This is a genomic window from Colwellia sp. SU-HH00943, from assembly GCF_057546125.1.
Genome location: NZ_BAAJLW010000006.1, coordinates 93,145 through 107,255 on the forward strand (window position 1 = coordinate 93,145; position 14,111 = coordinate 107,255).

The 14,111-nt window shown below is 37.0% G+C and carries 11 protein-coding genes; 9 read left to right on the top strand and 2 right to left on the bottom strand.

What is annotated here, in order from left to right:
* Positions 1–2: 2 nt before the first annotated feature.
* Both AC27GZ_RS15460 and AC27GZ_RS15465 read right to left on the bottom strand, forming a co-directional pair.
* Entirely contained in the window at positions 3–1,589 is a 1,587-nt protein-coding gene (locus AC27GZ_RS15460) for an XrtA system polysaccharide chain length determinant (RefSeq protein ID WP_487096267.1), read from the bottom strand.
* Between the two features lie 120 nt (positions 1,590–1,709).
* Positions 1,710–2,351, bottom strand: a complete 642-nt coding sequence (locus AC27GZ_RS15465; protein WP_487096268.1) for an XrtA/PEP-CTERM system exopolysaccharide export protein — start codon at positions 2,349–2,351, stop codon at positions 1,710–1,712.
* A gap of 280 nt (positions 2,352–2,631) precedes the next feature.
* Between AC27GZ_RS15465 and AC27GZ_RS15470 the strand changes: the two genes are divergently transcribed.
* Genes AC27GZ_RS15470 through AC27GZ_RS15510 form a run of 9 tightly spaced genes read left to right on the top strand, consistent with a single transcriptional unit; the run spans position 2,632 to position 14,111 of the window.
* Positions 2,632–4,035 carry a TIGR03013 family XrtA/PEP-CTERM system glycosyltransferase gene (locus AC27GZ_RS15470; protein ID WP_487096269.1) on the top strand — a complete coding sequence of 468 codons (1,404 nt, stop codon included), beginning with the start codon at positions 2,632–2,634 and terminating at the stop codon, positions 4,033–4,035.
* A gap of 57 nt (positions 4,036–4,092) precedes the next feature.
* Entirely contained in the window at positions 4,093–4,947 is an 855-nt protein-coding gene (locus tag AC27GZ_RS15475; RefSeq protein WP_487096270.1) for an XrtA system polysaccharide deacetylase, read from the top strand.
* A 55-nt stretch (positions 4,948–5,002) separates the two neighbouring features.
* Positions 5,003–6,070 carry a FemAB family XrtA/PEP-CTERM system-associated protein gene (locus AC27GZ_RS15480; RefSeq protein WP_487096271.1) on the top strand — a complete coding sequence of 356 codons (1,068 nt, stop codon included), beginning with the start codon at positions 5,003–5,005 and terminating at the stop codon, positions 6,068–6,070.
* Positions 6,071–6,072: 2 nt separating this feature from the next.
* Complete coding sequence (locus AC27GZ_RS15485; protein ID WP_487096272.1) at positions 6,073–7,299, top strand: TIGR03087 family PEP-CTERM/XrtA system glycosyltransferase; 1,227 nt, start codon at positions 6,073–6,075, stop codon at positions 7,297–7,299.
* Positions 7,299–8,744, top strand: a complete 1,446-nt coding sequence (gene xrtA, locus AC27GZ_RS15490) for an exosortase A (RefSeq protein WP_487096273.1) — start codon at positions 7,299–7,301, stop codon at positions 8,742–8,744. The genes AC27GZ_RS15485 and xrtA overlap by 1 nt, the downstream gene beginning before the upstream one ends.
* Positions 8,745–9,878: a TIGR03088 family PEP-CTERM/XrtA system glycosyltransferase gene (locus tag AC27GZ_RS15495; protein ID WP_487096274.1), complete on the top strand. Its 1,134-nt coding sequence runs from the start codon at positions 8,745–8,747 to the stop codon at positions 9,876–9,878. It begins immediately after the preceding gene.
* A complete protein-coding gene (locus tag AC27GZ_RS15500) occupies positions 9,878–11,779 on the top strand; it encodes an XrtA/PEP-CTERM system amidotransferase (RefSeq protein ID WP_487096275.1) in 1,902 nt (633 codons plus the stop codon). Before AC27GZ_RS15495 ends, AC27GZ_RS15500 begins: the two co-directional genes overlap by 1 nt.
* Positions 11,776–12,954, top strand: a complete 1,179-nt coding sequence (locus AC27GZ_RS15505; RefSeq protein WP_487096276.1) for a glycosyltransferase family 4 protein — start codon at positions 11,776–11,778, stop codon at positions 12,952–12,954. Before AC27GZ_RS15500 ends, AC27GZ_RS15505 begins: the two co-directional genes overlap by 4 nt.
* The gene (locus AC27GZ_RS15510; protein ID WP_487096277.1) at positions 12,954–14,111 is read left to right on the top strand and encodes a glycosyltransferase family 4 protein; all 1,158 of its coding nucleotides are present in this window, start codon (positions 12,954–12,956) and stop codon (positions 14,109–14,111) included. The genes AC27GZ_RS15505 and AC27GZ_RS15510 overlap by 1 nt, the downstream gene beginning before the upstream one ends.

Sequence of the window (14,111 nt, forward strand, 5' to 3'; positions counted from 1 at the left end):
GCTTAAAATATCCTTTTTAATGGTGCTTGGATAGCATCAGGAAATACAAAGTAACTTACGAACATCATTAATACACACAAGAGTAATAAATTTGAACCAATAAAGATGAGTGTTTTTCTTTTATGCCACTTCTGTAACCCCAAATTTTGATTAGCTGATACCACACCAAATACCGGTACCCCTGTGGCTTTGTTTAATTGCGTTGTTGACGTGACTATGGGGGTTAATTGACTCATCAATAATGATAGTGCTACACCAACACCTATACCTAACACCGCAATTCCGCCAAAGAAAACAAACCGGGCTGGACCGGAAGGCTCTGTTGCTGCTCTTGGTGGATCAATGACGCGAAACTGAATTTTATCAGTCGTTTCATCGGCTTGCTGTGCTAACTGAGCAGTTTCTTTACGAGAAAGCAGGTCTTCATATTTGGCTTTAGTTATTTCGTAACCACGATTCAAGGCAACTAACTCTGCCTCTATTTCAGGTAAGGTATGTATTTTACTTTCTAAATCTTGTACACGTTGTCTATAATCTTTCGCTCTTACATTGAGAGAAGCAATCAAATTTTCCAGCTGGTTGACTTGAATTTGTACTTCTTGAACAACAGGGTTTTTATTCAAAGCGGTATAATTTGTATTGCCGTCTTTAGCTGAGGTTAAGAATTTTTCAATTTCAGCTGTACGTTGTTTATTTAAGAGCTCTAATGCACGAGAAACTTCAACTACATCAGGGTGCCTATCGGTATAGCGTAGCCTTAAGCTATCGAGCTGCGTTTCAAGATCTGCAATACGCACATCATAAGTTGTTCTGATAGAACTATCTGTTGTGATCTTGTTTTCTTGAGAAGTACTGCTTGAAAGGTTTTGTGCTAGTTGCTCTTTAGCTGAGGTTAATTTAGTTCTGTTTTCTAATAACTCCAGCTCAATAGCTTTTAGTCTTTCTTTTGTTGAGCTTAATTTGTTATAGAAACCCCCAGATTGTCCAGGTAACACACCACTATATTTTTGCTTGAAATTAGTTAACCTAGCTTCAGCAGCTGTTAATCGACTTTCATACTCTTTAATTTGAGCATTTAAAAATTTCTGAGCACTGTCAGAATCGCTGCGAGTTTCACCTAGGGTGTTTTCAATAAAAACGGTAAGTGCTGATTGAACAATATTCTTTGCCATTTCTGGATTTTTATCTTCAATCGCTAACGTATAGATATTTTCGCGTCCAGCGCTAGAAATTTTTATATTGTCTTTTAACCTTTTTAATATCGCTTCATATTGCTCTGTGTTGGTAGCCTGTACGTCTAAATCAGTCATGCGCGATATGCGTTCTAAATTAGGACGGCTAAGTAAGGTTTTTACCATTAAGCGTATTTGCGTATTGGGGTTGGTTTCAACGGTTAAGCCACGCAATAAAGGACGCAATAATGATTGAGTATCAACATAAACACGTGCTTCTGATTCATAAACATCTGGCATTGCTGCCACAAAATACCAGCCAATTGGGCAAATAAGCCACGTAGATATAATAATATACCTACGTTTTATCCAAATTCCCTTTAGATAATCAATTATCTCTTCAAGTATTTCTTGCATTCCTAACCTCTATCGCCTGACTGCTGTGTACAGGGGTAACCTATAATCTTAATTTAAAATGGATATAAAGTAGCTTTTAAACTGTGGTTTAACAGCTACTTATTTTATATGAATTTTCTTCTAGAACCATGCTTCAGGAATGATGATGATATCGCCAGGTAGCATGTCAACATTGGCAGATATTTCACCATCTTTTAACAATTCGTCAATCATGATTTCATATTGCTTTTGCTTGCCGTTTTCAATTCTTACTAATACTGCATCGTTGCCGTCAGCAAATTCTGTTAAGCCTCCCACTTGAATCATTACGTCAAGTAATGTCATGTGTTGTGTATAACTGATAGATTGTGGTTTTGCAGCTTCACCGATAACACGTATTTGCTCACTAAATGGGCCAACAAAGTTGTTTACGGTCACAGTTACAACAGGATCACGTAAATAAGTAGATAAGATCTTTTCTATTTCACGGGCTAATTCAGTAGGTGTTTTACCTGAGACTTCAATATCTTCAACTAAAGATGTAGTAATCATACCGTCAGGTCGAACAATAAAGGAGCCTGACACTTCTGGGTTACGCCAAACAAAAATATTTAAAACATCACCAGCACCAATTAGGTATTTATAAGAGTTGATATCTGCTGTATTAGAAGGGTGCAATGTGGCTGTTTTAAGTGATGAGGTACCACTGCTACATGCTGAGATAAACTGCGCAAAAACTAGCACAATAAGGATTTTTAATGTATTGGTAAAACGTTTGTCCATGGTTCGACCCTTTTAACTTCAAATGGTTAATTTTTATTTTCAACAAATGATTGTATGGTATTTTTTTAATAGATGCACACATTTTAACGAGTGTAAATTAAACGTTAACTTTTTCAGTAATTTTGATAGAATTATTTTTCTTAAAAATCGCGCATGCATTTTCTTATTATTTTCATTAATGAAAGATAGTTTATCAATAATTGTATTTTGACTTACTGTTTAGGTAAGCCTGTGTTTGTTAGAAGTTATAATGTCATATTAGAAGGAAACCTAGCCTCAGATGTCTAGTCCTAAATTTAAAGATTTATCATTAAGTAGTAAATCATTAGTTTTAATGGAATTAATTTTATTCTTTTGTGCTTTGCCGTTAACTTTTTACGGGAACAATCTTGTTGGTTTTATCAATGCGCATGCTATTCCTTATAATTATTTTTTTATTTACGCATCCGTCTTTGCCATTGTAAATCAATTAAGTTGTTTAGCGCTGGGTTTATATAATTCAAAATTACGTGTTAATTTTCGCGGCGTTTTTCGTCGTCTATTAATGTGTATAGCTGTTTCATTTTTCATTTTAACCTTACTTAACCCTTTATATGGTGAACATATTTTGCCAATAGAAGTGGTTGCTCTGTCTTCATTAGTTAGTTTTGTGTTGGTGAGTTCATTTCGTTATTTCACTTTTCAAGTTAACTTTTTAGGGTTTAATAAACGAAAAGTGTTGGTGTTGGGGGCAGGTGAACGTGCTTCTATCATAGAAAGAAGAATGCGCCGAGATGTAGACAGGCAAAATTTTTCAGTGCATGGCTTTATTGTCATGGATGGAGACTCTGAACATGGTATAAAAGAAGAGACCCGCATCGAACTAGAAGGGTCTTTAGTCAATTATGCCTTAGAGCATGATATTGATGAAATTGTTGTTGCCAGTGACGAGCGACGAAATAATTTACCTGTAGATGAACTATTTGCCTGTAAAATTAGAGGCATAGAAATTACAGAAATATTAGATTTCATTGAACAAGAAACAGGGCAAATTGCTGTTAACTTGATTTATCCTAGCTGGGTTATATATTCAAATGGCTTTGCTTCAGCGAATTATTTACGTAATACCCTTGATTGGGTCTTTAATGCCACCTTAGCGTTTTTCTTATTGCTGATGACATGGCCAATCATGCTAATTACCGTCATTTTAATTAAGTTAGATGAAGGTCTTAAGGCGCCGGTGTTTTATTTACAAGAGCGCGTTGGGTTAGGTGGCGAACCGTTCAATATTGTAAAATTTAGAAGTATGCGCCTCGATGCGGAAAAGTTTGGTGCTCAAATGGCCAGTGAAGATGATCCTCGTATTACTAAAACGGGTAATTTTTTGCGAAAGTACCGTATTGATGAATTACCGCAAATCTATAATGTTATGCGTGGCGATATGGGTTTTGTTGGCCCTAGACCTGAGCGTCCACAATTTGTACAGCAGTTGATTAAAACTATACCGTATTATAATGAACGCCATAATGTTAAACCGGGTTTAACAGGTTGGGCACAATTAAAATATCCGTATGGCTCTACTGAAGCTGACTCACTCGAAAAACTAAAATATGACCTGTATTACATCAAGCATCGTAGTTTCTTATTAGATCTTCTTATCTTAATTAGAACAGTTGAAATTGTTTTATTCGGTAAGGGGCGTTAATGAGTTGTTGGGAAATTCGTAAAAGATGCGATATGTGTAAAAGAATGGAAAAGTTGTATGAGTAGTTTACCTGTTAAGCAAGTAATGACTGTTGATGTTGAAGATTACTTCCATGTGTCAGCATTTGAAAAAAATATTACTCGAGATAATTGGTCGAGTTTAGAGTTAAGAGTTGAGCGCAACACCTATCGCTTACTTGAATTATTTGAACAACACCAAGTTAAAAGTACTTTTTTTACACTAGGTTGGGTTGCTGAACGTTGTCCTGAACTTATCAAGACAATTGTTAAAGAAGGGCATGAACTAGCAAGCCATGGATATTCACATCAACGTGCCACTATTATGAGTGAAACCGAATTTCGTCAAGACGTGAGTAAAAGTAAGCAAATTCTAGAAAATGCTGCTGGTCAACCGATTATTGGTTATAGAGCTCCTAGCTTTTCTGTTAATGATTCGAACACATGGATTTATAAAATTTTAATTGAGCTTGGCTTTGAATATAGCTCAAGTACTTACCCAGTTGAACATGATTTATATGGTGTGCCAGATTGGCCGCGTTTTATGTATCAACGTCCAGAAACATTGGATGGTAAAGGTATTATAGAAATCCCTGTACCAACTACTCGAAAGAATGAGAAAAACACCGGTATAGGTGGTGGCGGCTATTTTCGCCTTTACCCATATTGGTTATCTAAAAAGCGCATTGATAAATATTTAAAAACAGAACAGCAGCCTTATAGTTTTTATTTTCACCCGTGGGAGATCGACCCGCTACAGCCAAAAGTAAAAGAGGCGCCGATTAAGTCCAAGTTACGTCACTACTTAAATTTATCGGCTATGGAAGGCAAGGTAGAGCGCCTTTTAAAAGATTATCAATGGGACACAATGAAAAGTGTTTATTTGAATAAATAGCTTATGTGCAGATTAGTTTGACCGTCAGTAATAATAACAATTAGAGAATGAAAACTTGACAAAACACTGTGAAATAAAACGTTTATCTTCTGAAGAGTATACTCTTTGGGATGAATACGTAAAAAAACATCAACAAGGCAGCTTTTTTCATTTAAGCGGCTGGCAAATAGTTATCGAAAAAAGCTTTAACCATGCTTGCTATTTTTTATATGCTCAACAAAATGATGAAATTTGTGGGGTGTTACCCTTAGTTGAAGTAAAAAGTAAATTATTTGGCCATGCTTTGGTTTCTACACCGTTTTGTGTTTATGGTGGAGCAATTGCAGATTCTACAGATATTCTTCGTCAATTAGAGCAGGAAGCTTGTCATTTAGCAGAGCAGTTGCAGGTTGATTACCTCGAATTACGCTATAAAGATGCGCAAGAATCGACCCTGTTATTAAAACAAGCACACAGTACCTTTGGTTGCGAAATAGCTGAAGACAGTGAAAAAATTCTTGCCGGTATTAAGAAAAAACAACGGGCAGTTGTTCGTCACTCATTGAAAAATGAACTTAACTGTTCAATCAGTGAGAATTCAAATTCATCTGATTCATTTGAGCAAGATTTTAGTGATTTTTATCATTTGCTTTCAACAAGCTATCGTAATTTGGGCACCCCAATATTTACTGAAAAATACTTTGAAAATCTTATGACTACATTTAAAGATTGTAGTGATATTACGGTTATTCGCGATAAAGATAATAATCCTTCATCAGCAGTACTAAATTTTTACTTTAATGAGCAAGTGTTACCCTATTATGGTGGTGGTAACGACAGCGCTAGAGGCCTTAAAAGCGCAGATTTTATGTATTATCAGGTAATGTGTCATGCACAGGAAAAAGGCAAAACTTGGTTTGACTTTGGTCGCAGCAAAAATGATAGTGGTCCCTATAAATATAAGAAGAATTGGGGAATGGAGCCGAAGCCTCTGCACTATTATTACCATTTGGTTAAGGCTGACGATTTACCCAATTTGAGCCCAAATAATCCTAAATATAAGTTTTTCATTAGTATGTGGCAAAAGCTGCCGCTGAAAGTGAGTCAAATCATTGGCCCTTTGTTATCTAAGTATTTGGGCTAATTATGACTGCTGCAGTGCAAAAAGAACCCTTACTTTTTCTTTGTCATCGTATCCCTTTTCCGCCGAATAAAGGCGATAAAATTCGCTCGTTCAATATTTTAAAAAAACTCACTGAGCAATACGATATTCACTTAGGGTGTTTTATTGATGATCCCTTTGATAAACAATATGTTGATGGTTTAAAGAAATATTGCGCCAGTCTTTTTTATTTAGATCAAAATAAAACCATCGCCAAACTTAAAGGCTTGACGTCTTTATTAACGGGTAAGCCTATTACTTTGCCTTATTATTTTGATAAGCGTATGCAACAGTGGAGTAATCGTACTTTATTGCAGGAAAATATCACTAAAGTTTTTATATACTCTTCTTCAATGGCGCAATATTGCGAAGGAGAGGAATATCAAGCAACTCAACGAGTGATTGATTTTGTCGATGTAGATTCAGATAAGTGGCGCCAATACGCAGAAAAAAAATCAGGCATCGCTAAGTGGATATTTCAGCGAGAATTTGAATTATTAGCGCGCTATGAAGATAAAATATGCGCAAAATTTGATTATAGTTTGTTTGTATCTTCTGACGAAGCAGACTTATTCCGTGAAAGACAAGCCAAGCCTGAAAAACCTAAAGTTAACGGCTTATTAAATGGTGTAGATGTTGACTTTTTCGATCCCCAAGCTGATTTTTCTGATGAGCCTTTAGTGCCTAAAACGCATTTTATTTCTTTTACGGGCGCTATGGATTACTGGGCAAATATTGACGCCGTACTCTGGTTTGCTAAGCAAGTGTGGCCTTTTATTTTGGCTGAGGAGCCTGAAGCTATTTTTTGTATTGTGGGCGGCAACCCGAGTAGTGAAGTGACAGCATTAGCGCAATTGCCCGGTATTGAAGTAACAGGGCGTGTGCACGATGTTCGTCCCTATATAGCGAAAGCACAATGTGTGGTTGCGCCGATGCAAATTGCACGTGGAATTCAAAATAAAGTACTTGAAGCGATGTCTTTAAATAAAGCTATTGTTGTTTCAAGTATGGCAATGGAGGGCATCAATGCTCAAGCGAGTGAGGATATTGCTATTGTAGATGATGCAAAAACATATGCAGAGCAATGCTTAACTTTTTATAGAAAAAATAACAGCAATATAGCAAATCGGCAGTGGGTTTTAGAAAACTTTACTTGGCAACAAACGTTAGCACCGCTTGGACAATATTTTTCAAACAAGGAAGTAAATTGATGAACATTACCGACAAACGCTTTCTACTCTTATTTTCACTCATTCTTTTTGTTTGGGCGTTTGTTTATCAAGAGGCAATTGTAGGCATGGAAGCTATATGGGCACGTTCAGATACGTTTGCTCATGGCTACTTTATCTTACCGATCAGCATTTGGCTTTTATGGCGAGATAAAGAAAATTTATTGGCAAGTCAGGTGGAAAGCACTTGGTTACCTTTGCCTATTTTGGCTGGCTCTTTATTTGTTTGGCTGTTTTCTTACGCCGCAGATATCAATGTATTAGGGCAGCTTTCGGCTGTTGTATCGCTTATTGCTATTGTGTGGTTAATGGTGGGCAATAAAGTGGCTTGGCGCTATAAGTTTCCGCTTGCTTATTTAATTTTTGCAGTGCCCATGGGAGAGAATTTAATTCCATGGTTACAAGATGTCACCGCTTGGTTTACCGTGTTTTTCTTAAAAATCAATGGTATTCCTGTTTATGTTGATGGTTTGTATATACAAATACCTACAGGTATGTTTGAGGTGGCTGTAGCTTGTTCCGGTATTCGTTATCTTATCGCCTCAATCGCGGTGGGAACTTTGTTTGCGTACCTCACCTATAACAAAACCCATAAACAAATTATATTTATCTTATTTTCAATGTTCTTGCCAATTCTTGCGAATGGCATTAGAGCATACGGTATTGTTGCTATTGCTTATTATTCTGATATGAAATACGCCACAGGAGTTGATCACCTTATATACGGTTGGTTGTTTTTTGGTGTTGTAATTATGTTGATGTTTTATATTGGCGGCTTTTTCGCGGATAAAGAGCCTGAGACAGAAGCCGTAAAAGCAAAGAATAATCCAGAGCAAGTGAAACTTGGCAAAGAATATAAAAACGCTTGTTTCGCTTCAACCTTGGTATTGTTAATTATTACTTGGGGGCTATTCAATGCCATTCCTGTTGTTAATAAACCAGAAACACCTGAGACTGCACTCATTGGAGAGGCAGTAAAAGATTCTTCATGGGGAATTACCTTTAAAGATGGTGTCGAGCGCTCCCATGTTCAGCAAGACGAACAAAACATTGAAATTTTTAAAGCTGTCTATGCTAATAAACAATCGCAAGGTGAGTTAATTAGTTTTGATAATGTCTTACATAATCATGATCGCTGGACTGTGGTTGCCTCTAAGCAAGTGCTTATTAATAGCGAACCCGCACTCATTGTGCATTTAAGAAATATTAAAGGCTCACCCGCAAGCTATATATACCAGTATAATGTTGATCAGTTTAAAAGCTTTTCTGGAACGAAAGTAAAGCTTATGCAGGCGTTAAAAAGCTTATTTAGACAATCTGATTATAGTGAGGTGAATGCCGTCTTTATTTCGGGTGAGATTGATTTACCCAAGGTTGAGCAGCAATTGAAAAATTCGCTAAGTCAATTGCTGACTAAAGGTGAATAATTGAGCACGATAACACAAGAAAGTAAGCCCATCATTGTTCATTTAATTTACCGATTTGATATTGGTGGACTTGAGCGGGTAATGGTTAATTGTATTAATGCCATGCAAGATTGTCAGTATAAGCATGTTGTGATTGCGTTAACTGAAGTGTCTGACTTCTCAAAGCATTTAAATGACTCGGTTGATGTTTACCAATTAAATAAAAAAAGTGGTAAAGATCTGGGTAGTCATTGGCGGTTATTTAAGTTACTCAGAAAAATTAAACCTGCCATATTACACACGTATAACCTAGCAGCGCTTGAATACCATGTAATAGCTAAGATGGCTGGCGTGAAAGGCCATATACATGCTGAGCACGGTCGTGATAATTCAGATCCAGAAGGTTTGAATAAAAAACATAATTTTTTAAGAAAAGTCATCGCACCCTTTGTACATGCTTTCGTGGCGGTATCGACAGACTTATCACAATGGCTAGTAAATACGGTTGCTATTGATCCTAAAAAAGTCGTGTTAATCAGAAATGGAATTAACACTCATAGCTTTTGTCGAGAAAGAACACTTGCACAAGCTGAAGAAGATAAAACAGTGCACTTTATTCATGTGGCGCGACTTGATTTAGTGAAAGATCAAGCGGGATTGATTACGGCATTTTCATTATTAGCTCATTCAGATTTACAAGATAAAAAAGTATACTTAACCATAGTGGGTGATGGCAGTCAGATGGAGAAATTAAGGCAATTAGCAAAGCGCCTTAATGTTAGTGAAAGTATTCATTTTTCTGGTGCAAGAAATGATATTCCGCAGGTACTTGCTAATGCAGATGTTTTTGTTTTGTCTTCTATTGCTGAAGGTATTCCCATGACGGTGCTTGAAGCCATGGCGTCTAACTTACCTGTTATATCAACGAATGTTGGTGGCTTGGCAGAATTAATTACCCCGGAGAAGAATGGTTATTTAGTTGAAAAACAAAACGCTGAACAATTATCGGCAGCTATGGCAAACTATGTAAAAGCACCAGCTTTAATTGAGCAGCAAGGTAAAGCAGCAAGAAGTTTTATTGAAGAAAATTTTTCTGAAGAAAACATGGTGAATGAATATTTAACGCTTTATAACAACTCTTTAGGTTTACAATAATGTGCGGTATTAGTGGTATTTTCAGTTTCGATCATAACTATGTTGTTGATAGCGATTTACTGCAATCAATGAATAATGTGCAATCGCACCGCGGCCCAAATGATCAAGGCTATCACATTAACTCGGGGGTCGGGTTAGGTCATAGAAGACTCTCTATTATTGATTTAGCGGGTGGTCACCAACCTATATATAATGAAGATGATAGTGTTGTTGTCGTGTTTAACGGTGAAATATTTAACCACCATGCTATCGCAGATGAGTTAAAAGCTTTAGGTCATACGTTCAAAACCAATAGTGATACTGAAACTATTGTCCATGCTTGGGAAGAGTGGGGTGTTGATTGCGTACACCATTTTCGTGGCATGTTTGCGTTTATTCTATGGGATGAAAATAAAAAAGAGTTATTAGTTGCTCGAGACCGACTTGGCATTAAGCCTCTGCATTACAGTCTGTTATCTGATGGTAGCGTTATTTTTGGATCAGAATTAAAAGTGTTACGTGAACACCCTCTTTGTTCAAATACAATCAACCCACAAGCCATTGAAGATTACTTAACCTTTGGTTATGTACCTGATCCTAAAACTATATTCGCTAATGTTTATAAGCTAGAGGCAGGTCATTATCTACATTTAAAACAGGGTGTTACACCTCAAAAATTAGTGTCCACTCAGTATTGGGATCTGCCTTGGCAGGCGAGTGAAATGCTAAGCAATGAAGAGGTTGAGGCTGAACTCATAGAACGTTTGAAAGACGCGGTTGATATAAGAATGGAAGCGGAAGTGCCCTTAGGTGCATTCTTATCGGGTGGTGTTGACTCAGGTGCAATTGTTGCCATGATGTCACAACTACAAAGCGAACCGGTTAATACATGTTCTATTGGCTTCGATGTGCCACAGTTTAATGAAACAGATTTTGCCAAGTTAGTTGCTGACCGATATAAGACGAACCATAGTGTTGAAACAGTGAACCATGAAGATTTTGAGTTAATTGACCAATTAACTGAAATTTATGATGAACCATACTCTGATAGTTCGGCTTTACCTACATATAGAGTATGCGAGTTAGCAAGAAAACATGTCACAGTTGCCCTTTCAGGTGATGGTGGGGATGAGCTTTTTGCGGGCTATAGGCGATATAAATTACATATGGCAGAGCAAAAGTTACGTGATAAGTTGCCGTTAAGCTTTCGCAAGCCCGTGTTTGGCTTATTAGGAAAGGTTTACCCGAAACTGGATTGGGCGCCACAGTTTTTACGCGCAAAAACCACTTTTCAATCATTAGCACTATCGAGTAGCGAAGCATACTTAAACAGTATGAGTAAGTTAAGAGTAGATGAAAGGGAAAAACTCTATAGTGAAGCATTTACTGCCAAGCTTAATGGTTATAATTCAAAACAGGTTTTTGAGGAGATATTACAGGACAAAACCTTTAATGATCCGTTAAAAGAAGCGCAATATTTAGATTATAAAACTTGGATAACAGGCGATATCAATACCAAGGTAGACAGAGCTAGTATGGCGCATGGTTTAGAGGTTAGAGTTCCTATTCTCGATCATAAATTTATAGAGTGGGCATTCAAGGTACCTTCGTCAATGAATTTACAAAAAGGCGAGGGGAAAGCAACCTTTAAACAGCAACTTGAACCACATGTACCTCACGATAACTTGTATCGTAAAAAAATGGGTTTTAGTATTCCGTTGGCGCAATGGTTAAGAGGCCCACTTAAAGCGAAAATGCAGCATTTGCTCACCTCAAAGGCTTTTGTTGATATGAACATATTTAACAATAATCGCATTGAAAAAATGATAACAGAGCACGTTTCTGGCGTAAAAGATCATGCCTCTTCATTGTGGACATTAATGATGTTAGGGCAGTTTATTGAGAGAGAGTCTTTAAAGTGAATATACTGACAATCTCAAGTTTATATCCTAATAATAAAGATCCTAAACATGGTATTTTTATTGAAACGCGATTACGTAATTTAGTTGCCGACTATCCTGACATAAAACCAACAGTGATAGCACCCGTACCTTGGTTTCCCTTTTCATCATCAAAATTTGGTGAGTATGCAAAATTTGCCGGTGTTAACTTAGAAGAAGTCAGACATGACATTAAAATTCACCATCCTAAATATCTGGTTATTCCGAAAATAGGTATGTATTTAACCCCTTTTTTCATGAGTTTAGCTATTGCTAAAACAATGAGAAAACTCAAAGCTCAAGGTAAGCAGTTTGATCTCATTGATGGTCATTACTTTTATCCTGACGGTGTTTCTATAGCAAAAGTTGCCAAAAAAAATAATATACCTTTTACCTGTACTGCCAGAGGCACTGATATTAATCTGATTCCAGAAAAGCCAAAAGCAAAGGGTATGATACAGTCAGTTTTCAAGCAAGCGGCACATATGATGACAGTATGCCAGGCATTAAAAGATGAAATGCTGACCTTAGGTGCGAAGAGCTCAAGTATTACGGTATTGAGAAATGGTGTCGATCTTAAATTGTTTCAGCCATCGAATAATGAAGAGCAGCGGAAACTCAAAAGTGAGCTAAATATAAGTGGCCAACTTGTAATGTCTGTTGGCTGGTTAATTGAACGCAAAGGGCACCACTTAATTATTGAGGCAATTAAATCACTTAATTATGTTACTTTAGCCATTGCTGGCAATGGCCCCGATGCTAAAAAATTACAAGAGCAAGTAACAAAGCTTGGTTTAGAAGAACGAGTTATATTTTTAGGCGCATTATCGCAAGTAGAATTAAATCAGTGGTTTAGAGCTGCTGATATAACCGTTTTGGCTTCTAGTCGAGAAGGTTGGGCTAATGTACTTTTAGAGTCTATGTCTTCAGGTACACCAGTTGTGGCGACGAAAGTTTGGGGAACGCCTGAAGTGGTAGCAAGCGATGATGCCGGTGTTTTAGTTGAACGAAATGTAGTAGGAATTAAAGCAGGTATTGAACAATTATTAGAAAACTTACCAAGTCGAGTTGCAACGAGAAAATATGCTGAACAATTTGATTGGCACTCAACTTCTGTTGGTCAGTACGAAATATTTCAGCGGATTATTAACTCATAATGAAAATTTTATATCATCACCGCATTGCTTCAAAAGATGGGCAATATGTACATATTGAAGAAATTACTAAACAACTCATAAAGCAAGGACATGAGATTGTGATGGTTGCCCCAAATATTGCTCAAACCAGTGATTTTGGTAGTGATGGTGGCTGGGTGTCCAAATTGCGCAGTAAGCTACCCGCATTTATTTCTGAGTTACTAGAGTTTGCTTATTGCTTTTATGACTTTTTCAAATTGGTAAAAGCAATTGTAAAACATAAGCCAGACTGTATTTACGAGCGCTGTAACTTGTATTTACCGTCAGGCATTTGGGTAAAAAAACTGTTTAACTTACCCTTTATCCTCGAAGTGAATTCTCCCTTATATATCGAACGTTCAACCTATACGGGTATTTCTATTAATTGGCTCGCAAAGTGGAGTGAGCACTATGTTTGGCAGCAAGCAGACTTAACCTTACCTGTAACTCAAGTACTTGCTGGCTATTTAATAGATGCGGGTGTAGCACCAGAGAAAATATCAGTCACACATAATGGTGTTGATACGGACGTATTTAAAACAAAAAACCTCGATAACCGTGACGATAAATATAAAGATAAGCTTGTCATTGGCTTTGTTGGCTTTTGCCGAGAATGGCATCAGTTAGATAAAGTTATGCAGCTACTCGCAAGCACAAAGCGTGATGATTTATTCTTTTTGGTGGTTGGAGATGGACCTGTAATAGGCGAACTAAAGCAGCAAGCCATAAGTTTAGGCTTTGATAATCAGTTTGAATCAACTGGGTTAGTGAAACGAGCTGAAATGCCCTATTGGCTTGATCAAATCGATATCGCCTTACAGCCTGCGGTAACACCATGGGCTTCACCGTTAAAAATGATGGAATATTTTGCTAAAGGTTTAGCTATAGTTGCACCAGACTCAGATAATATTAAAGAGCTAATAGAAGATCAGAAGAATGGCTTGTTATTTAGTTCAAATGACTTGTTAGATATGGTCAATAAGCTAGAGCACTTAATAGAAGCACCAACATTAAGTGAAACTATTAGTGAAAATTCGTTCAATTCAATTCAACAACAAGGTTTATTGTGGGAAGCTAACGCAATAAAAATTGTTAATCAATTTGAAAAATTAATGAAGGCAAAAGGCTACCGTGGATAG